General features: G+C 44.6%; 18 protein-coding genes. 9 read left to right on the top strand and 9 right to left on the bottom strand.

The window, feature by feature from the left end:
• The 4 genes from VTH8203_RS21895 to VTH8203_RS21885 form a co-directional block, all read left to right on the top strand.
• On the top strand, positions 1-191 hold a 191-nt coding region (locus VTH8203_RS21895; RefSeq protein WP_279627164.1), incomplete at its 5' end, for a transposase.
• Between the two features lie 572 nt (positions 192-763).
• Positions 764-940 (top strand): DUF6435 family protein, encoded by a 177-nt coding sequence (locus VTH8203_RS24660; protein WP_158296214.1) that lies wholly within the window; start codon positions 764-766, stop codon positions 938-940.
• 181 nt (positions 941-1,121) lie between these two features.
• On the top strand, positions 1,122-1,730 hold the full coding sequence (gene cobO / locus VTH8203_RS21890; RefSeq protein ID WP_096995559.1) for a cob(I)yrinic acid a,c-diamide adenosyltransferase: 609 nt from the start codon (positions 1,122-1,124) through the stop codon (positions 1,728-1,730).
• A 316-nt stretch (positions 1,731-2,046) separates the two neighbouring features.
• Positions 2,047-3,261 (top strand): NupC/NupG family nucleoside CNT transporter, encoded by a 1,215-nt coding sequence (locus VTH8203_RS21885; RefSeq protein WP_096995558.1) that lies wholly within the window; start codon positions 2,047-2,049, stop codon positions 3,259-3,261.
• A 314-nt stretch (positions 3,262-3,575) separates the two neighbouring features.
• Here the strand turns inward: VTH8203_RS21885 and VTH8203_RS21880 are convergent, their stop codons facing one another.
• From VTH8203_RS21880 to apbC, 3 genes are all read right to left on the bottom strand, one after another.
• On the bottom strand, positions 3,576-5,684 hold the full coding sequence (locus VTH8203_RS21880) for an AsmA family protein (protein WP_096995557.1): 2,109 nt from the start codon (positions 5,682-5,684) through the stop codon (positions 3,576-3,578).
• Positions 5,685-5,841: 157 nt separating this feature from the next.
• A complete protein-coding gene (gene udk / locus VTH8203_RS21875; protein WP_096995556.1) occupies positions 5,842-6,483 on the bottom strand; it encodes a uridine kinase in 642 nt (213 codons plus the stop codon).
• A 202-nt stretch (positions 6,484-6,685) separates the two neighbouring features.
• A complete protein-coding gene (gene apbC, locus VTH8203_RS21870) occupies positions 6,686-7,762 on the bottom strand; it encodes an iron-sulfur cluster carrier protein ApbC (protein WP_096995555.1) in 1,077 nt (358 codons plus the stop codon).
• 166 nt (positions 7,763-7,928) lie between these two features.
• Here apbC and metG point away from each other — a divergent pair, with 166 nt between their 5' ends.
• Together metG and VTH8203_RS21860 are read left to right on the top strand one after the other, a co-directional pair.
• Entirely contained in the window at positions 7,929-9,995 is a 2,067-nt protein-coding gene (metG, locus tag VTH8203_RS21865) for a methionine--tRNA ligase (RefSeq protein ID WP_096995554.1), read from the top strand.
• Between the two features lie 199 nt (positions 9,996-10,194).
• Complete coding sequence (locus tag VTH8203_RS21860) at positions 10,195-11,001, top strand: hypothetical protein (protein WP_096995553.1); 807 nt, start codon at positions 10,195-10,197, stop codon at positions 10,999-11,001.
• A 49-nt stretch (positions 11,002-11,050) separates the two neighbouring features.
• Here VTH8203_RS21860 and fadR read toward each other — a convergent pair whose 3' ends face one another.
• Positions 11,051-11,890, bottom strand: a complete 840-nt coding sequence (fadR, locus tag VTH8203_RS21855) for a fatty acid metabolism transcriptional regulator FadR (RefSeq protein ID WP_096995552.1) — start codon at positions 11,888-11,890, stop codon at positions 11,051-11,053.
• A gap of 673 nt (positions 11,891-12,563) precedes the next feature.
• Here fadR and nhaB point away from each other — a divergent pair.
• Entirely contained in the window at positions 12,564-14,156 is a 1,593-nt protein-coding gene (nhaB, locus tag VTH8203_RS21850; RefSeq protein WP_096995551.1) for a Na(+)/H(+) antiporter NhaB, read from the top strand.
• A gap of 80 nt (positions 14,157-14,236) precedes the next feature.
• Positions 14,237-14,779, top strand: a complete 543-nt coding sequence (gene dsbB / locus VTH8203_RS21845) for a disulfide bond formation protein DsbB (RefSeq protein ID WP_096995550.1) — start codon at positions 14,237-14,239, stop codon at positions 14,777-14,779.
• Between the two features lie 72 nt (positions 14,780-14,851).
• Here dsbB and VTH8203_RS21840 read toward each other — a convergent pair whose 3' ends face one another.
• Positions 14,852-15,454, bottom strand: a complete 603-nt coding sequence (locus VTH8203_RS21840; RefSeq protein WP_096995549.1) for an SEC-C metal-binding domain-containing protein — start codon at positions 15,452-15,454, stop codon at positions 14,852-14,854.
• Between the two features lie 123 nt (positions 15,455-15,577).
• Between VTH8203_RS21840 and dusC the strand changes: the two genes are divergently transcribed.
• The gene (gene dusC / locus VTH8203_RS21835) at positions 15,578-16,540 is read left to right on the top strand and encodes a tRNA dihydrouridine(16) synthase DusC (protein ID WP_096995548.1); all 963 of its coding nucleotides are present in this window, start codon (positions 15,578-15,580) and stop codon (positions 16,538-16,540) included.
• Between the two features lie 10 nt (positions 16,541-16,550).
• Here dusC and malZ read toward each other — a convergent pair whose 3' ends face one another.
• From malZ to VTH8203_RS21815, 4 genes are all read right to left on the bottom strand, one after another.
• Positions 16,551-18,383, bottom strand: coding sequence for a maltodextrin glucosidase (gene malZ / locus VTH8203_RS21830; RefSeq protein WP_096995547.1), 1,833 nt, complete (start codon positions 18,381-18,383; stop codon positions 16,551-16,553).
• A 156-nt stretch (positions 18,384-18,539) separates the two neighbouring features.
• Positions 18,540-19,334, bottom strand: a complete 795-nt coding sequence (locus tag VTH8203_RS21825; RefSeq protein ID WP_096995546.1) for an ABC transporter ATP-binding protein — start codon at positions 19,332-19,334, stop codon at positions 18,540-18,542.
• Complete coding sequence (locus tag VTH8203_RS21820) at positions 19,331-20,272, bottom strand: ABC transporter permease (protein ID WP_096995545.1); 942 nt, start codon at positions 20,270-20,272, stop codon at positions 19,331-19,333. The genes VTH8203_RS21825 and VTH8203_RS21820 overlap by 4 nt, the downstream gene beginning before the upstream one ends.
• Before the next feature lie 71 nt (positions 20,273-20,343).
• Positions 20,344-21,309, bottom strand: coding sequence for an ABC transporter substrate-binding protein (locus tag VTH8203_RS21815; protein WP_096995544.1), 966 nt, complete (start codon positions 21,307-21,309; stop codon positions 20,344-20,346).
• Between the last annotated feature and the right edge of the window lie 123 nt (positions 21,310-21,432).

Raw genomic sequence — 21,432 nt, 5'->3', positions numbered from 1 at the left:
AAAGGTTCATTATTGAAACGATTAATGACCAATTAAAGAATATATCTCAAATAGAGCACTCAAGGCATCGCAGCTTACATGGTTTTATGTTGAATTTACTTGGCGGACTAATCGCTTACTGTCTGAAACCAGAAAAGCCATCACTCAACATCACAAACACTGAAAAGACAGGATTGATGGCGATGGCTTAAACCGATCTCAGGTTAATTAACGCCTTCGCTCTCGCTAAAGGGTGGAGAGCAAGAGTGTTAGAGGCGATACATCAAAGTGGGAGAAGACTCGGTGACGTTCCGATACAAAGAACGTCAAACCCAAAAGTGGAGACGACGACCCTTACCAACCCTTCAGTTCTTAATGCTTATGGCCCGTATGAGAGCCACTCGACCGAGATAACCGAAAGGCATCCAATAATAGGATAATGGCAGTCATCAACAAGATAAGGAAAAACAGCCACTAATAATCAACACTAGATAGCTAAATCATTGATAAAGCAAGACTCTCCTACTTGTAGTACCTTCGGTCGCCTTGAGGAAAGTATCAAGGCCGCTACGCTTCTAAAGCAGATCGCACTATTTACTCGTATGGAGTAGAAGCTCGTTACTTGTATAGAATAGAAGCTCGAGCTTGTTCAAAACTTGAGATTTAACCTTAGCCACGCAACGCTTAATCCTTATCTGTTAGGTTTGTAGCCTAAAGTTACCTTCGAATGAACTATATTACTCTCTCTGCGTAGAAAATGATTTGACCACTAGCGGACCCTTCTATGTTTTCTTTTCTAAAAAGCAACCCAGCCCAAAAACTAAAAAAGCGTCATTCAATGCTTCTTGAACAAGCTATGCAAGCTCAAAGAAACGGTGACATACGAACTTACTCTCGGCTAACGGCTGAAGCTGAAGAGGTTTTCAAGCAAATCCAAGATATTAGCCCTTCGAAAACCTAGCGCTTAAGTATTTATCCCTTGCATGATCTTTTAAAAAGCGAACAATACTCCTCTATCGCCACAGCGCAGCGATAACCTTTTTCATCCTATTACCCCTGAACTTTGTCTTGTTTTTTTCTGTTTCTATTTCATTATCATATACCGAATACAGAGGACTAGCAGCTAAACATAAGGAATCACCATGTCACTCTCCGAAGAGCAAAAACAGGATCGTCATAAAGCACGACAACAGAAAGTAAAAGAAAACGTTGATAAAAAGATCGCCAACGCTCAAAAAGAAAAAGGGTTGTTGTTAGTCATCACCGGTAACGGTAAGGGCAAATCAACATCAGGCTTTGGGACCATTGCTAGAGCGGTTGGTCATGGAAAGCAGTGCGCCGTCGCTCAATTTATAAAAGGGACTTGGGATAACGGCGAACGTAACCTACTCGAGAAGTTAGGCGTTGAATTTCAGGTGATGGCAACAGGCTTTACGTGGGAAACCCAGAACAAAACCACAGACACTGAAGCAGCTCAAGCGGTTTGGCAAGAATGCAAACGCATGCTGAAAGATGACTCATTGGATGTGATCCTCTTTGACGAACTGACTTATATGGTGAGTTATGGCTATATCGAGTTGGATGAAGTGGTCGAAGCATTGCTCAATCGCCCGAAGATGCAGTCTGTGATCATCACAGGTCGCGGAGCTCATCGCGCGCTCATCGACATCGCCGATACCGTTTCGGAGGTAAAAAATATTAAACATGCTTTCGAGTCGGGTGTAAAAGCGCTAAAAGGCGTCGATTGGTGAACATTTAACCAATCAACTCTAAGAGGCAAAAAAATGGGATGTAAGTCTCATTTTTTACTGTATACTGCCCTCCCGTTTGCTAGGGCACTTCGCATGCTGCGTAATCTTCTAGCTATACACCAATACAAGCCGTCACCAAGGAACTGTGAACGACCCAAGGATTTGGACCAGCTTCAAACTACACGCTTGTAAAGGGTATAAAAATGGGCAAATTTATCTTTAGTTACCACAGCCAGTGGTTTCCTCAGCTTTCCGCTGTTTCCTCTTGGTCATCGTACTCCATGCTCAACTGTTTGAGTTATCGTGAGGTGGGCCAATGTTAACGACCATCCTGTTCGGTTTAGTCGGCATTGTTTCATTGCTGACCATCGGTTTTATCTTTTCAGAGAACCGAGAAGCTATTAATTGGAATACGGTCCTTCGAGCACTCCTTCTCCAGACTCTGTTTGCCGCGTTCGTGCTTTACATTCCTTTTGGGCAGGATGTCCTTGGCGCTATGAGTTCTGGCGTTGCTAAAGTCCTGAGTTTTTCTGACGTTGGTATCCAATTCTTGTTTGGTGATTTAGCGTCTGAAGGCTTTATTTTCGCCATCCGTGTCCTCCCTATTATTATCGTCATTAGTGCGCTTATCTCCGCACTATACTATTTAGGCATCATGCAAGCGGTTATCCGTGTACTCGGTGGTTTAATTCAAAGATTCTTGGGAACGAGTAAAGCCGAATCTTTGGTCGCGACTGGTAACATATTCCTATCACAAGGTGAGTCTCCACTGCTTATTCGTCCATTTCTTGCAACCATGACTCGCTCAGAGCTCTTCGCGGTCATGGCTGGTGGAATGGCCTCGGTAGCAGGCAGTGTGCTTGGTGGCTATGCTGGTTTAGGCGTAGAACTAAAGTATTTAATCGCGGCAAGCTTCATGGCAGCTCCTGGATCGTTGATGATGGCTAAGCTTATCGTGCCTGAACAACAAACACCGGTAGCTCATGATTCTGTCGATTTAGATACTGGCGACCAAAGTAATGTGATTGATGCCTTGGCAGCAGGTGCGATGAACGGTGTGAAGGTGGCGGTCGCTGTGGGTACCATGCTTATCGCTTTTGTTAGTGTGATAGCGATGGCCAACGCCGCGATTGAATCGATAGCGGAGCTGTTTGGAGCGCAAGGCATCACATTACAACTGCTGTTCGGTTATCTTTTCGCCCCTGTCGCTTGGCTTATCGGTATCGACCAGAGTGAAATGCTAATGGCAGGTTCGTTTATCGGCCAAAAAGTCGTCATGAATGAGTTTGTTGCTTTCATTGACTTCATTCAGCATAAAGCCAGTCTATCGGAACACAGTCAAGTTATCGTGATTTTTGCACTGTGTGGTTTCGCTAATATCGGTTCTATCGCCATTCAACTCGGTTCAATCGGGGTCATGTCACCAGAGCGCCGCTCAGACGTTGCAAGCTTAGGCCTTAAAGCCGTATTGGCTGGTACTTTAGCTAATCTAATGAGTGCTTGTTTAGCGGGTATTTTCGTTGCGCTTTAACGCATGATAAACCTCCCTTCAAGATAGTCATGTCAAGGTGTTTACTTTTTAGCACCTTGACATTAGACGCTTTTTCCAAAGCTTGTGACTAAAACCTCAGTCACTAAAAAACGCTCGCTATCGACAACACATCACGTTCACTAACGCCGCTGCGATGCTCAAATCGTGGCGATTACTGATAGCAGAACAGAGCGAACAACAACAAGGTCTTGCCTGTCATTGGTAGTGATATTGTTACCACACTTAGTCCCTGATATTAAAAATGCCAGCGTGATTCACGCTGGCATTGATTTTATTTAGCCTTGGGCAATGTATTAGTTGAACAACCCTTTGAGCAGCCCGTCGACAGCCTTTTTTGTTTTCTCATCTTTAATACCGAGACGGTCTGTTACACGTTCTACTTCTTTTTGTGCTTTTTGCTTCAATACATCATCAAAAACAAGGGCAAATTTAGGATCAGTCCAAGCCCCTGTTACTTTAATTGGAATCGTCACATCACGTAGCTCAGTAATGCTCTGACCTCCTTGACCTTCTAATGTGCCCACGATAGACGTTCTTACCAAAAAGTCGATGGTTTCATTGATGTAATTTGCAGAGCCTTCGGCGTGAATACGCAGTAAAGGTGACTCGGCCGCCATGTCCTTAGTCGAGACGACACCTTTAGCCAGCTTTAGGGTGGCTTTCATCGCACTAAAGTCAGTTTTCTTAGGCCCTTTTTCAGCTTCAACAGACTGGCCTTTGAAACGAGCGTAGTTTTCTCTGATGATTTGCGCGACGTTAATACCATTGACTGCACCATCAGTGAAGTTGATCGCGACTGTCCCTGCCAGGTTCTTCTTGATACCGGCTGGGGTTAAGCTCTTACCAGTAACGTTAACGTCTATATTACCCGTACCTTCGAGCATATCGTTGTTGGCAACGTCTTTTAGCAGTGGCTGTACTTTTACGCCATGAATGCGCTTCACTGCACTGTAAGTTGCAGGTGATTTACGAGCATCCAGTTTTGCTTTTGCTGTAATAGAGCCGCTATATAGTTGAGAACTAAATGACGTGAGTTCTGCGACGCCACGATTAACATAAAAGTCAGCGTTTACTTTCTGCATATGCGCGTTCGCTGCTTTAAATTTATCAATCGTCACGCTGCCTTTTACATCCAAACCTTTAAGCGCACTCAAGTCAGGTTCTACCTCTTTTACAGGCGCTGAGTTGCCTGAAGAAGCACTTGGCTGTCCACCAGCATTGGTTGTTTTGGCATTGCTCTGAGTTTGGTTTAGTCCTAAGAACTCATCGAGATCTATATTAGGGCTATGCAGTGAAAAACGAACTTTCGGAATATCCGCCAGTTGAACAGTTGCCTTTCCATCTAGCTCCATTTTATTGAGTGATAGCTTTTGAAGTACAAAGTTTAGGAAGTTCTTCTTAAGGTCGAAGCTTAAATCCGATGACATTCCGACTTTCATTGGCGATTGAGGTAACGGCTTACCCTCCAAAGTGGAGTCAAGAGTCAACGCGCTCAGCTTAAGCATCGTCATCGCTTTATCAATTTCGAATGACGTCCCACCTTTGGCATTGAAGCTAAGATCTGGCGTCTTACCGTTTACGATAAATTCGATACTGTTTGGTTTATCGAATTCGAATGTCGCCAACGTTAATTGAGCTTGTTCAACCTTATTGACCGCATCTTGGTATGTAGCATCAAACTTAATATTTTTCAGTGCATACTCAGCAAAGTCTTTGCTCAACTTAAAGTCTGCCGTACCGTTCGCAGTAAAATTCTGGTCATTATTTTGACCCTTTAGATCAAAGTCGGCGGTTGTCCACTGGTCAGCGGCAAATTGAGAGACATTTAACCCTACATCGTAAAGCTTGATGAATGATCCCGTTTTTTCATTCGAGATCTCAAGTAACGCATTGGAGACGGTAACTCCTGATAACGAGATACTCCAACCTTGCGCAGCAGAGGTTGAAGGCGCAGCCTCTGGCTCTGTCGTTGCCTGGTCTTCTGAAGCAACGGACTCAGCGCCTTTCTTTGCGGCAGTCAAGGTATCCAAGTTAGAGGTTCCATCTTTTAACGTTTCTAAGTGCACTTGCGCACCATCGAGCGTCACTGAACCAATTTCTAGTGTTTTATCCAGCAGCGGCATGACACCCACGCTTACACCAACTTGGCTGACACTAAATAGATTCGGGTTTTTAAAACCTTTCGGGTTTTTAAGATTCGTTTGACCGAGTTCAAATCCAAGGGAAGGGAAGAACTGCCAATTGATATCACCACTTATTTCAAGCTCTAGACCCGTTTGTGCCTGAACTTGCTCAGCAATCATAGGTTTGAATTGATTGGGATTAACAAACATCACCAAAGCAGCGACCGCGACAACGATAAGGACAATCGGTATCGCTAAAATGAGGAGTAGTTTTTTCATTCGCATCTTCCTTGCAAAGCGGAAAACAAAAAGTGGCACATAAAGTGCCACTAATTTATTAAAAAATAAAGCAATTTAAACGTTATCAGCGCACCCGCTCAGTATAGAACAGTTTGGATGCTAACAACGTAAGAATTCAATCCAAATATTGTAAGGATTACGCTTTTAATAGCTTTGCAATATGGGCTTTTAGCACGTCGATCGCAATGCGGTTTTTACCGCCACGAGGCACTATGATATCGGCGTACTGTTTAGACGGTTCAATAAACTGCATAAACATAGGACGAACGGTTTTTTGATACTGTTGCAGTACCGATTCCATCGTACGACCGCGCTCTTCAACATCACGTTTCACACGACGTAATAAGCAAATATCAAGCGGAGTATCCATAAATACTGTCGCATGCATTAATTTACGCAGACGTGGATCTGTCAGTAGAAGAATACCTTCTAAGATGATCACTTTCTTTGGCGTCATAGACGTCGTGTTATCTGTACGGGTGTGTTCAGAGTAACTGTACTCTGGTACTTCAACCGCTTGGCCTTTAATCAGCTTTTCTAGATGGTCGCAAAGCAGGTCATGATCGAGTGCGCTTGGATGGTCGTAGTTAGTTTTTACGCGCTCTTCCATACTCAAATGACTTTGGTCATTGTAGTAACAATCTTCCGTGATCACTCCGATTTGATGGTCGCCGACCTTCTCGCGAAGTTCGTTATAGATTGTGCTCGCAATGAGGCTTTTTCCAGAAGCAGACGCGCCAGCGATACCTACGATGACACATTGATTATTATCAGACATTCTTTGCACCTAGTACATATATGGTGGTGAGGACAAAACCGAGTAATTATATGGACATCCCCCCTTAGATACTAGTCGATATCTCACTTATTTGATGACCAATTTCGCCCTCGCTCAAGAAATAGGGCATTGCAATCGATTACTTCATTTTACAAAGTGGAGTCAATAAGAAACCGAGCTCACAACAAGCTCGGCTCGGTCATTATTCAACCATTTTGAATAAGATGGAATCTGGTTTTGCTTTTCCATTCCAATAGAGATCGGCACAGACTCTTTCTGCTAAATGCGCGTAGATCTGAGCATGTTCACCCTCTGGATTTGACACCACAGTTGGCGCACCATTATCAATGGATTCGCGAATATCAATATGCAGAGGCACTTGGCCCAATAGGTTAAGACCAAATTTTGCAGCCATCCATTCAGCGCCACCTGAGCCAAATATATGTTCTTTTGAACCGCACTGGCTGCAAATGTGATAACTCATATTTTCGACAATACCCACCACAGGTACCGACACTTTTTCAAACATAGCAGCGCCTTTGATAGCATCCGCTAACGCTAAGTCTTGCGGCGTAGTAACAATCAACGCGCCAGTTACTGGAATTTGCTGCGAAAGGGTCAACTGGATATCCCCCGTACCTGGAGGCATATCAATCACCAGATAATCCAGTTCTGGCCATTCGGTTTCATTCAGCAGTTGGGCTAACGCCTTGGATGCCATCGGACCGCGCCAAATCGCGGCATCGTCAGAGCTGATAAGGTAGCCAATAGATTGAGTATAAATGCCGTGCGCCGTTACAGGTTGCATCCACTTTCCGTCGCGAACGTCCGGGTGGGCATTGATTTTCCCAAACATCATTGGAATAGATGGTCCGTAAACGTCTGCATCAAGAATACCGACTTTCGCTCCAAGCTGACTAATCGCGAGCGCTAGGTTCACCGCGGTTGTCGACTTCCCTACTCCACCTTTAGCGGATGTCACGGCAATAACGTTTTTTACCCCTTTGATTTCTGACGCCACTGTGGTTTCCAGAGCTTTCACTTTGCTGGTTACAGAAAACTCAAATGGCGCCACTTGGTTTGATTTCTGCTGTGTGTCAATCCAAGTCGTCAGCTCTGAAATCAAGGATTTATTAGCGAAAGGCAATGTAATTTGGAATTCACCAGATGCCGAAACAGACACCACATCCGGTGACTCGCTCCAACCCAGTTTGAGGTTTTCCCCACCAAACTCTCCGAGCCACTGGCAAAAATCTTGTTTTGATTCGAACGTGCGCATCTTGCTTTCCTTATTATTTTTAGTCCCGTTAAGATTAGCATTCTGTTGCCTGAACCAGAACCCCAAAAAAGTTATGGTGATTGACTCGCGATACCTTGGAGTCGTGGCAGTCATCATGTAGTATTAGCGAATATTTTACTCTGAATAAAGAAAGCGAAACTAAAGTATGGCAACCGATCCAAGAAACCTTAACTCAAGGAAACTGTTGGTCACTTGCGCGCTACCGTACGCTAACGGTTCTATTCACTTAGGACATATGCTTGAGCATATCCAAGCGGATATCTGGGTGCGCTACCAACGTCTACGCGGCAACGTAGTAAACTTCATTTGTGCTGATGATGCTCACGGCACACCAATCATGCTGAAAGCTCAGCAGATGGGGATCTCGCCTGAAGAAATGATCGCAGCAGTTAGCGAAGAGCACCAAAAGGATTTCGCTGGCTTTGATATCAGTTTTGATAACTACCACAGCACGCACTCAGAAGAGAACCGCGAGCTTGCATCGCACATCTATCTGGAGCTAAAAAAGAACGGCTTTATTTCCAGCCGCACTATTTCTCAGTTGTTTGACCCTGAGAAAGAGATGTTCCTCCCAGACCGTTTTGTTAAAGGTACTTGCCCTAAGTGTAAGTCTGAAGACCAATACGGTGATAACTGTGACAACTGTGGTGAAACATACAGTCCAACAGAGCTGATCAATCCTAAGTCTGCGGTATCCGGCGCGACACCAATCATGAAGGATTCTGAGCACTTCTTCTTCGATTTGCCTCAATTTGAAAGTATGTTGAAAGAGTGGACTCGCTCTGGCTCACTTCAAACTGAAACGGCAAACAAGATGCAAGAATGGTTTGAATCTGGTCTGCAACAGTGGGACATCTCTCGTGATGCGCCTTACTTCGGTTTTGAAATCCCTGGTGAAAAAGACAAGTTCTTCTACGTATGGCTAGATGCACCTATCGGTTATATGGGTTCTTTCAAAAACCTCTGTGACAAGCGTGACGATCTAGATTTCGCAGAATACTGGAACAAAGACAGTAATACTGAGCTTTACCACTTCATCGGTAAAGATATCGTTTACTTCCACAGCTTGTTCTGGCCCGCCATGCTTGAAGGCTCTGGCTTCCGTAAACCAAACAACGTATTCGTTCACGGTTACGTGACGGTTAACGGTGCGAAAATGTCCAAGTCAAAAGGTACGTTTGTGAAAGCAAGCACTTACCTTGACCACCTAGACCCAGAATGTCTACGCTACTACTACGCAGCGAAACTGAACAGCCGTATCGACGATCTTGACCTTAACCTTGAAGACTTTACACAACGTGTTAATGCCGATGTCGTGAATAAGATTGTTAACTTAGCATCACGTAATGCTGGTTTCATTACTAAGCGTTTCGAAGGTAAGCTTTCTGATAGCTTTGCTGAGCCAGAGCTTTACAAAGAATTTGCAGCCGCGGCTGAGCGTATCGCTGAGTTGTATGAAGCTCGCGAATTTGGTCGTGCGATTCGTGAGATCACTGCACTGGCTGACAAAGCCAACCAATATGTTGATGAAAAAGCACCATGGGTTGTCGCGAAAGAAGAAGGTAAGGACCAAGAGCTACAAGATATCTGTTCTGTTGGTATTAACTTGTTCCGTGTGCTGATGACTTACCTCAAGCCTGTGATGCCAGCTCTCGCGGCTCGAACTGAAGCTTTCCTAAATGAAGAACTAACATGGGAAGGCATTGCACAGCCATTAACCGCTCATGAGATCACTAAGTTCAAAGCGCTGTTCAACCGTATTGATCCTAAGAAAGTAGAAGCAATGATCGAAGCGTCTAAAGAAGATGCGGCGGCAGAGCAAGCTGCGAAGGAGAAAGCGGAAGCCGCTAAGACAGAAACGGAACTGAGTAAAGATCCAATCGCAGAAGAGATTGAGTTTGATGCGTTTGCTAAAGTAGACATGCGTATCGCTCGAATCATTTCTTGTGAAGAAGTGCCAAAAGCAGACAAACTACTAAAATTCCAGCTAGATATTGGCGGTGAAACGCGCCAAGTGTTCTCTGGAATTAAATCCGCTTACAAGCCAGAAGAACTAGAAGGTAAGCTTACCGTGATGGTCGCAAACCTAAAACCTCGTAAGATGAAGTTTGGTATGTCTGAAGGCATGATCCTAGCAGCTGGCCCTGGTGGTAGTGAGCTTTGGATTCTCGAACCGCACGAAGGCGCACAGCCGGGTATGCGTGTTATGTAACCGTCTCTTTGACTGCTATAAGCCAGCCTTCGTGCTGGCTTTTTTTGTGACATAATTCACGCTAAGTGTGCATTTGCACCAATTGGTCGCACTCCTCTTAAATAAAAAATTCTTAACTCATTGTTTTAAAGTAGATAATTACTTGGCACTGCACTTGCTCAAGCACTGACAGTAGATATTTTCGACACAGGAGGTCGTTATGTTTGTATTACTGTCTCTACTTATATCGTTCGCGATTCTCGCAACCATTTACCGGTACGCTAAAATCATCGAAGCGAAGACGGAACGTAAATATCAACTTATCGTTCATCTGCGCGAGTTGGTCACATTGATCAGACAGCATCGCACGGCTACTCACTACACGTTGATGTTTGACAAGAAAAAGAGCAAGCAACTTGACAAGGTTGAAGTAGCAATGGAAGAGTGTTGCCTTGCTTTAACGGACATTGCTCACGTCGACAACAAGCCCACGTATCGAGTATTGCATAGCAATATAAAGCTATTAAGTCGTTGTTGGAAAAAACACAGCGTAAGTAAAAACCAGATCATACACGGTAAACTCATACGCCAAACATTACTGCTCCTCAATAACATTTTGGTCGCGTGGTTGATGGATGTGAACCGAGATGAACTGGAGCAAGAGTATCGTACTCTATGGCAGAGTGTTATTGACTCACTTGATTGCTTAACCCAGTTAAGACTTTGTATTGATAGCATTGAATCGGAGCTTGGCAAACAACGCGCACTGCATTATTGCAATCAAATCCATCGCAAAGTGAATCAATTGAGTTTAGTCGGACCGTTATCAATCCCATCGCCAATGTACAGCATTGCCATTGGCAAAATAGAAGCCTTAATCGAGCACCCAGCAGTCGACCTCGACAAAGCATTTATGTACCAACTGACGTCTGAGTTATCCGAGCTTATCTTTGTCAACTACGATGGCATTATTAAAGAAATGGCTGAAGCGCTTTATCAACCCATACCGAATACGGTGATTGTCTAGTTCCGTAGTCGCGCTCACAAAAAAGGCCGCTATTGCGGCCTCTCTTTGATTAACTGTCGTCTTCAGTAAAGTCTGTCGGCAACGTGGTCTTCATTTGATTCCAAATCTGACTACTCTCGATACCATAATGGCGAATCACCAAAGGAAGTTTGTCTCTATCTCCGGTACGACACACGTCCAACAACTCTTTGTAGAAGCTTAGAGCGAGCGAACGGGCTTCTGGATTAGAAAAATAATAGCTACCTACACGATCATACAACTTCTTAAGGCCGTTAAAGATAAGGCCATAGATCTGGTTTCCAGAATGGAACGCCAAACGTTGGAAAAGCATATAGTCATAGAAGTTGAAGGTTCTCGCGACTAACAGAGCCTGTCGTTTCGCGTCGTCTTTTTCACCTTCATCTTTAATGTTCTGTTTGATCTTGTCGGCATAAGGAGAAGAAGCAACAAACTCATCCCATGAATCGGCTCTCAACAATGTTTCACAAGAGTCAATCACGCGCTCAATCGTGCGCTCAGAATTTTCTTTGTTCGCTTTGAAGGCGTAACGCATGAAAATGGGGCTAATATTGGTTCGAGCCGCCAACAAATCTTCAACGATTGAGGTTGCGTTGTCTGCGTCAAGCGTCATGAGTGTATCGAGAATATGAAGACCTGATGTCTCCATAAATTGATTCACCTTCGTCGGTTTGCCATGTTGGATAGTCAACCAACCATCCCTTGCCAAGCGCTGTAGCACCTCTCGAAGTGTGGTTCTTGTTACCCCAATTAGTTCAGATAGCTCTCGCTCAGCTGGAAGAATGGAGCCTGGTGGAAAACGGCCATTCCAGATGCTCTCAATAATATACTTTTCAGCGAACCCTGCTGGGCTCTTCGCCTTAATTACCATTAGGGGTGTATCCAATCATTTTATTTATTCGTGTATAAAACTCATCATACCACTACTTCGAGATTTTGGTAAACCTACACTACTTATATCTGCAACATTAACCCTATAGAGCAAATACTCTATATTAACAATTCGCTGACCATAACCATTTATAGGTATGAGGTATAAGTATTACATATTTATTAATGTTCTATTAACCTCAAACTCCTTATGGATTATGGTTATTCGAGCAACATAGATGAAGCTAATCAATACGTTTTTATCGAACATTAATGGTAAATCATGCAGAAAAACATACTTTTTTAGCAACTATGTTTCGAATATTATCCATGAGTCATGTTTTAAGTGGTCAGCCATCTAGGGCCCAAAAACGCAACTATTGCGCATGTCTATGTTTTGCTTATTACGTATAGATCGCGTTTTTAACAAAAAGTAGAAGTTTGCTAATCTGAATTTATTATTTTTGTTGACTAAATCTTACCGAAGAGTAGAGTTTCGGGCGAAGCAAGGAGTGCTTAGCAACTGAGGGACTTGGCAAGTGAACAATGGTCCACACTCCGTGAAAACATTGTTCGTTTACTAAGTTTTTTAAGTTTAGATATTGTTTGGAAGCCCTCTCAAATACTCTCGTACCCTTGCATTTGTCGATTAATAACAACATAAGAGTATTACTATGCCGATGTCTTTAGGAAATGCTTTTATCAAGAACTTTCTTGGTAAAGCACCCGACTGGTATAAAGTAGCGATCATCGCTTTCCTAATTATCAACCCTATCGTTTTCTTCTTCATTGACCCGTTTACCGCAGGTTGGTTGTTGGTCATTGAGTTCATTTTCACGCTTGCTATGGCGCTAAAATGCTACCCGTTACAACCTGGTGGTCTACTTGCAATCGAAGCGGTTGCGATTGGAATGACCAGCCCTGGTATGGTGAAGCACGAAATCGTCAACAACATTGAAGTACTACTACTTCTTGTGTTTATGGTCGCCGGTATTTACTTCATGAAGCAGCTGCTGCTGTTCATCTTCACTAAAATACTGCTCGGTATCCGCTCTAAGACTATGTTGTCGCTTGCTTTCTGTTTCGCAGCTGCGTTTCTTTCTGCGTTTCTAGATGCGCTTACTGTTATTGCTGTTGTCATCAGCGTTGCGGTCGGTTTCTACTCTATCTATCACAAAGTGGCATCAGGCCAACCAAGCAGTTCATCTCATGACCACACCCAAGATGAAGATATTTCTGAATTAACTCGTGACGACTTGGAAGATTATCGCGCTTTCCTACGTTCGCTACTCATGCATGCAGGTGTTGGTACCGCTCTGGGTGGTGTAATGACCATGGTGGGTGAACCACAAAACCTTATTATTGCCGACCAAGCTGGCTGGCAATTTGGTGAGTTCATTATGCGCATGCTGCCGGTGACGGCTCCTGTATTCGTTTGTGGCCTGATTACTTGCGCACTTGTTGAGAAGTTTAAAGTCTTCGGTTACGGCGCGAAACTACCAGAGAACGTTCGCCAGATCCTAGTCGATTTTGACCGTGAAGAACGTAAAACGCGTACTAATCAGGACGTTGCAAAACTGTGGATTCAAGGCGCTATTGCGGTATGGCTAATCGTAGCTCTTGCCATGCACTTGGCAGCCGTTGGACTTATTGGTCTTTCAGTTATTATTCTGGCAACAGCATTTACTGGTGTTATTGAAGAGCACTCGATGGGTAAAGCGTTTGAAGAAGCACTGCCTTTTACCGCTCTACTTGCAGTATTCTTCGCAATCGTGGCTGTGATTATCGACCAGGGTTTGTTTAAGCCAATCATTGATGCTGTGCTGCATATCGAAGACAAGGGTACTCAGTTAGCGCTGTTCTATGTTGCGAACGGTCTGTTGTCGATGGTATCTGATAACGTCTTCGTTGGTACGGTATATATTAACGAAGTGAAAACAGCATTGGTCGAGGGTGTCATTGACCGTGCACAGTTTGACTTATTGGCCGTCGCTATCAACACAGGTACTAACCTACCATCAGTAGCAACACCGAACGGACAAGCAGCCTTCTTATTCCTGCTTACGTCTGCTTTAGCACCACTAATCCGTTTATCTTATGGCAAGATGGTAGTCATGGCCCTGCCATACACTATCGTTCTCGCTTTGGTCGGCTTATTTGGTATTGCTTACCTCTTAGAGCCTATGACAGCGATATTCTATGATCTAGGCTGGATTACCGAAGCCACAGGCAAAGTAATTGAGGCAAGTGTCTCATCTGGACACTAATTTTTAGTTGATTGTGAAACTAATCCGCGTTAAAAAGCTATGAGTATTCAGAGCTTTTTTATTTCAACAAGGACGTATCCGTGACGGTTCTTTCCAACATCAAAGCATTTTCCAAAACTCGCTTGTCTTGGGGCCTGCTTTTTATCTGCACTATTTTCTTCGAGCTTTGCGCCTTATTCTTCCAACATGTTATGCAGCTTGACCCATGCGTGATGTGTATTTATGAACGGGTTGCCATGTTTGGTATTACTGGTGCTGCGCTGATCGGTATGATCAATCCCAAAAATACAGTAATGCGTTGGATTGGATTTGGCGCTTGGGGCGCTTCGGCAATCAAAGGATTAACATTGGCGCTTGAACACGTGGACTATCAGTTCAATCCATCACCATTCAAGACCTGTGATTTGTTCGTCACCTTCCCAGATTGGGCACCTTTAAACCAATGGGCTCCTTGGTTATTTGAAGCCTACGGTGACTGCTCTAAAGTCGTTTGGCAGTTCCTAACACTATCAATGCCGCAATGGCTGGTGATTATCTTCGCGGGTAACTTAGTCGCGCTGGCTGTTATCATTATCTCTCAAAGCGCAAAACTGTCTGGCTCCAGAGCAAGTGGTTTTCAGTAACGATTTTCGGTAACTGATTGATAAAACAAAGCCTCCAAATTGGAGGCTTTGTTTTTATATGGTTGTCAGAGATTACTTACCACAGCACTTCTTGAACTTTTTGCCGCTACCACAAGGGCAAGTGTCATTACGGCCCACGTCTTTAAACGGGTTAACGGTTTGAGATTGATGTCCAATCATCATTTCATCAGCCGCCATACCTACTTCGTGTATCATCGCATCTAACTGTAGTAGAAATTCCGTTAGTTGTGGTAGCTGTTCGTACCCTGCTTGACGCATTTCGTTATGCGTCTGCTCTTCATCAATAGCCAGCATAAACGTAGTCAGCAGCGCTTGAAGCATGCGCTGCGTGCCATCTGCAAACTGCTTGTTAATCCATTGCTGTTCAACAGTAGACCACACAGTCATAAACCCTTCGGCTACGTCTGCTAACTGTTCAGTATTACTGCCAATAAAATCCGTAAGATGGTATTGAGCCGTCTTCAATTGGGCGTATTGGGCATTTAAATGTTCTACAATCCATGCTTCTTGCTCAGCCGAATAGTCGCCGACCACATTAGCTAACCATCTTTCCGGCTTTAATGGTTCAACAGCAAAGTTTGCCGCCAAGATTGCGCCTTCAATAAATGCACTAGACTCACCTGTCCAATCAGCAGGTAGCTCGATGAATTTCATACGTTGATCTGTTATCTTAAAAATTTGCAGCAAGTATATTTGGCTACGTCGCTGAACTCAATGGTCGATTCTTTACCCTATAACAGGTAGAATCCTCGCTCCCTGAGTATAGTGAGAACTGGTATGCGTGTTGTTTTGGGCCCGATGGAGGGCGTTTTAGATCATCTAATGCGAGAGATTCTTACAGAGATCAACGATTACGATCTCTGTGTGACTGAGTTTGTTCGTGTAGTTGACCAAATCCTACCCGATCACGTATTCCACCGACTGTGCCCTGAGCTAGCGCAAGGCTCGATGACCAAGTCCGGTACACCCGTTCATATTCAATTACTGGGTCAAGACCCTCGCTGGATGGCAGAAAATGCTATAAGAGCGGCAAGCCTTGGCGCTAAAGGTATCGATCTTAATTTCGGCTGCCCAGCAAAGCTGGTTAACAAAAGCAAAGGGGGAGCTGCCCTACTGCAACACCCTGAGCTTATTCATAACGTCGTTAAAGCGTGTCGTGAAGCCGTTGACCTCAATATTCCGGTGACAGCGAAAATCCGCCTAGGATGGGAAAACCCGGATGATTGCTTTGAGATTGTCGATGCGATTGAGCAAGCTGGAGCCAACGAGTTAACCGTTCATGCTAGAACCAAAACTGGTGGCTATAAAGCAAGCGAGATCAAGTGGGAATATATCAATGAGATCCGTAAGAAAACGTCAGTTCCCCTCATTGCCAATGGTGAAATTTGGAACTTCGAAGATGGTCAACGCTGTATAGAAACCACCGGTATCGATTCACTCATGGTGTGCCGTGGCGCGTTTAATGTCCCTAACCTCGGCAATGTAGTGAAACATAACCACACCGTGATGCCGTGGCAGGACGTGGTTGATTTGTTGCTGGTCTACTCGACCTATGAAATCAAAGGCGACAAAGGGCTTTACTACCCTAACCGAGTAAAACAATGGTTCTCATATCTTCGTCAGCAATATCCTCAAGCGAACGAGTTGTTCCGAGAGATCCGTACCTTCAATAAAGCTGCACCTATCGTTGAGCATATACAGAACTACCGCGACAATGTACTTGAGACATTGCCACAGTAGTTTACTCAGGCTAATGGGTTAGTAGCAGTGAATGTTCGCCTTCTATCGAGACGGTGAGCATTCCTTTGTTGGCAGAGATCATCTTCTCGGTAATTGGACAACGAAACGCTCCCTGTTCAATCCCCAGCTTCCATACGGGCAATTCTACTTGGTTAGACTGTTTTCCTAGATTGAAGCCACTTAGCACCACCTCACTATCTAGTTGGCGAGCAAACACTAAACAGGCTTCATCGACATACAAAGGCATAAAGCTACCTTTTTGCAGTGCTTTCGAGCTCCGACGAACGGCAATCATCTTTTTAAAGTACGGTAGCCATTCACTGTGCTCAACCTGCTCCCAAGGGAAACAGCGACGGTTGTCTGGGTCATGAGAGCCCTCTAAAGCAATCTCGGCACCGTAATACAAACACGGTGTTCCCACATAAGACATCAATATTTGGTTTGCAATGGCAAACTTCGCTTTGTCGCCACTAAGTGTTGTAATAAAGCGTTCAGTATCATGGCTATCTAACTGGTTGAGTTGTGACAGCTGATTACTCCATGGTACCTTTGCACTCGCTTCCTGAAGCCATTCAAGAAAGTCATGGCAGTCAAGGTTTATTGGATCAAATTGGATGTCCTTGCTTGCTAGCAAAGCTCTAACCGGATGCGCAAATCCATAATAGTTCATCGCTCCATCTTCTTGATCACCCTGTAACCACTGAGTCGCCTCGAAGAAATGCTCTCCGAGCATATAAGAATCTGGGTTCACCGACTTCATCGAATCACGGAATGCTTTCACATAGTGCGCATTATTAGTTGCTCCCTCTCCTTCACCTAACATATGAATCACATCAAAACGCCAGCCATCGATATTGTAAGGAGGCTTGAGCCAATGCTTGATGACTGAGCTATCATCCAGATAGATCTGATTGCGCACTTCTTGGCTGTGGAAATTCAATACTGGTAATGTGTCAATCCCTTTCCAGCCAACGTACTTATCTGTGTTACCTTCAAAAAAGTAGTAATCACGATACGGACTTTCTTGCGATGTATAAGCCCCATTACCATTACCAAGGATATCGAACCATGAATGAGAAATCGACGTGTGGTTTAGTACCGCATCTAGCACTACTTTTAGGCCTCGCTGATGCAGTTTTTCCGTCAATTGTGCAAACTGCTCATTGGTGCCAAATTTCGGGTCAATAGAGTAATAATCAACCGTATCGTATTTGTGATTGGAATAAGAGGTAAATATTGGGTTCAAATAAAGTGTCGTAATACCTAAGTCTTGTAGATAATCGAGTTTACTTTCAATACCGGCAAGGTCACCACCGAAAAACTCTACCGCACCAGTATCCCCGTGATCACCAACACTGTCACCCCACTGTTTTTTCACAGACTGTCTGTTGCGCGACGGATATTGATATTCACCCGTTCCCACGACTAAATCTGGATCGCCATTACAAAAGCGTTCAGGGAAGATTTGGTAAAACACTTGTTCAGACACCCAACTTGGCGGCTGATGGCGACGATTGTACTTGAAGTGATACTCCCGCCCAGGCATACGTTTTTGCACGCCGCGGGCATCTAACCAATACTGCTCGGTTTGAGTCAACGCTTTAAATACATAGTATGTGACGTCTTTATCTTCACTTAGGGGAAGGTTTGCCTGCCAAATATCAAGTCGTCCTTTTGTGCCTACTTTCGACATTGGCACCATATACTCTTCATTGTCGGGCTCGTGGCGAAGGCTCACCGATTCATAATCATTCGCTTCAGCAAACAAAGTAATAGTCAGTGTATCTTCGACACGCACTACCCCATCGTGAGTCTGGGGATGAAATAAAAAAGGCTGCGTCATTGTTATTCTTCTTAAATTGAGGGATCGAGATAGTGTTATCTTAATGGAATCGTCACAATAAAAATTCCCCCTTCAAATTGAAGGGGGATCACAGTTTGTAGGCGTAGCATCAAGGCTTAGACAATGACTGAAGCAAAGACGCTGAAGACAGGCTAATTAGCTCAAAAGTAAACTATCATCCGCCAGCTCTTCACCACGAACTTTTGAGAACATTTCTAATAGATCTGGAACTTGCATATTAGCGCGCTGCTCCCCTTCTACGTCTAAGACGATTTCACCTTGGTGTAGCATTACGGTTCGATCACCGCAGGCCAGCGCATCTTTCATCGAGTGCGTTACCATCATAACCGTTAGGTTAAATTCCTTGATCACCTTTTTAGTTAAGTCGATAACAAAAGCAGCCATACGCGGGTCAAGTGCCGCTGTATGCTCGTCAAGCAGTAACAGCTTACTATCCGACAGCGTTGCCATCACCAGACTTACCGCTTGGCGCTGACCGCCAGAAAGTAACCCAATATTGTCACTCAATCGGTCTTCAAGGCCTAAACCTAGAATACTAATGCGCTCTTGAAATAGCTTGCGACGCTTTGACGATAACGACAAACTCCAACCACGTTTTTTACCACGCATGTATGCTAGGGCCATGTTTTCTTCAATAGAAAGGTCACCACACGTCCCGGCCAAGGGGTCTTGGAATACACGAGCGCATTGGTTTGCTCGCTGATCTACCGTTTGTCTGGTCACGTCCATTTCGTCAATGAGCACTCGACCGTCAATCATAGGTGTTTCACCAGTAACAGCGCCAAGTAACGTAGATTTACCCGCTCCGTTTGAACCAATCACCGTTAGAAACTGATGCTCTGGAACCTCTAGATTGACGCCTTTTAGTGCTTGGTTTTCTAGGATGGTACCTGGGTTGAAGGTAACTTGAATATCTTCCAAACGAATCATGCTACTTTCCCCGCTTTGCCTGAATTAGATACTGCTTGACTCTTTACAGGCTTAACGCCCTTTTTTGCTTTGAGGTTTCCTTTTAGTTTCGGAGCAATCAGTGCGATGGCAACCAAGACCGCCGTCACTAAGTTAAGATCCGATGCTTGCAATCCAAACATGCCAGAACTTAATGCGAACGCCACAGCTAGACGATACAAAACGGAACCGACAATCACAGCAGTGACCGCTACCCAAATCTTTTTACCCGGAATCAGCGTCTGACCTAGAATAACAGCGGCAAGACCAACCACGATGGTACCCACACCAGAAGTCACATCCGCAAAGCTATTGGTTTGAGCGAACAGCGCACCCGCAAAACCCACAAAACCATTAGATAAAGCGAGACAAAAATAGGTATAAAAAGAAGTGCTTGCACCTTGAGCTTTAACCATACGTGCATTGACGCCAGTCGCTCGTAGCCCCAAACCGAAGTCACTGTTAAGGAGGCGAACAACAAACCATGCCGATACCAGAACAAGTACACCCACCACTAACGGCCTGATATACATCGCATCCCCCATCATTTCAAAAGGCGTCAGGATGGTGTCTTCGCCAAGTAGAGCAATATTTGGACGCCCCATGATGCGGATATTGATAGAGAATGCGGCGATCATGGTTAAGATCGATGCCAAAAGATGAAGGATTCCACACCGTACTGCTAAGAAAGCGGTCACCCAACCCGTTGCTGCACCAGCAAGGATCGCCATGCCAGTCGCAACCCAAGGATCTATTCCCGCAACGATCGCGGTGGCTGCAACCGCCGCGCCCATTGGAAAGCTTCCATCGACGCTAAGGTCTGGAAAGTCAAGAACTCGGAAGGTGAGATAGACACCCAACGCGACCAGTCCATAGATAAGACCGATTTCTAGAGCGCCGAAAAAAGCGAAAGCAGACATAACAACTCCTCTTCTGCTTAATAAAAAAGCTGGGCCTTAAGTCATAAAGCCCAGCCACTATCACTTGTGCGTTACTTCACGCTTGTTGCACGATCCATAACTGACTTAGGAATCGCCAGACCTAGCTTTTTGGCCGCTGTAGCATTGATCACTAAGTCGGAACCTTTAGCGACTTTTACATCCATTTGGCCTGGTTCTTCGCCCTCTAAAATCGCTGCGACATAATCTGCGGTTTGAACACCAATTTGGTAATAGTCAAATCCGAGGCTTGCTACGGCCCCACGCTCAACATAAGACGTCGCGGCACCAAAGACCGGTTTTTTCGCTTGGTTTGCTGACACGATCATACCTTCAATCGCACTTGCAACTGTATTATCGATAAGGGCATAAATGATGTCTGATTTAGCCGCGATAGCTTGAGTCGCAGTTTGAACATCTGCACTCTTCAGTGCTGTTGCTTCCACCAATTCAATACCGCGTTTATCGGTGCTTTCTTTGAGAAGTTTCATTAGGCTGACCGCATTGGCCTCACCTGGATTGTAGACTACGCCAATGCTTTTCACATCTGGCATAATCTCTTGAATTAATTCAACATGTTGATCGACTGGAGACAAGTCCGATAAGCCCGTCACGTTTTTCCCTGGTTTTTCAAGTTGCTTAACCAGCTTTGCTCCCACAGGATCCGTCACAGCCGTAAAGACAACCGGAATATCACGGGTTGCAGATACTAAAGCTTGTGCAGTTGGTGTGGCGATACCCACCAAGACATCCGGTCTCTCTCCCACATATTGGCGTGCAATCTGCACCGCAATCGCTGGATTGCCCTGTGCAGTTTTATAATCAAACTCTAGGTTCTTTCCCTGCTCATACCCTTTTGCTTTCAAGCCATCCACTAGACCTTGACGAGTCGCATCCAAGGCTGGGTGCTCAACGATTTGTGATACCGCCACTTTGGCCGTCTGTGCCATGAGACTAGTCGACGATAGTAACGCCGCGCCTGATAGTGCTGCAGTGACAAGTAACTTGCTCGCTTTCATCTTCACTCCTTGATTCAGCAATTTGCTCTCATTGATGCACAAGGCATTCAGACGAGAGGTTTTTGTGTAATTATTGTTTTACAATCAGCGTCGAATATTTATTGATAAATCGACTTACTGCTA

The sequence above is a fragment of the Vibrio thalassae genome, from assembly GCF_900089835.1.
GTDB lineage: Bacteria > Pseudomonadota > Gammaproteobacteria > Enterobacterales > Vibrionaceae > Vibrio > Vibrio thalassae.
Note: the sequence above shows the minus strand (reverse complement) of the source record. Positions and strands in the feature narration are given on the sequence as shown.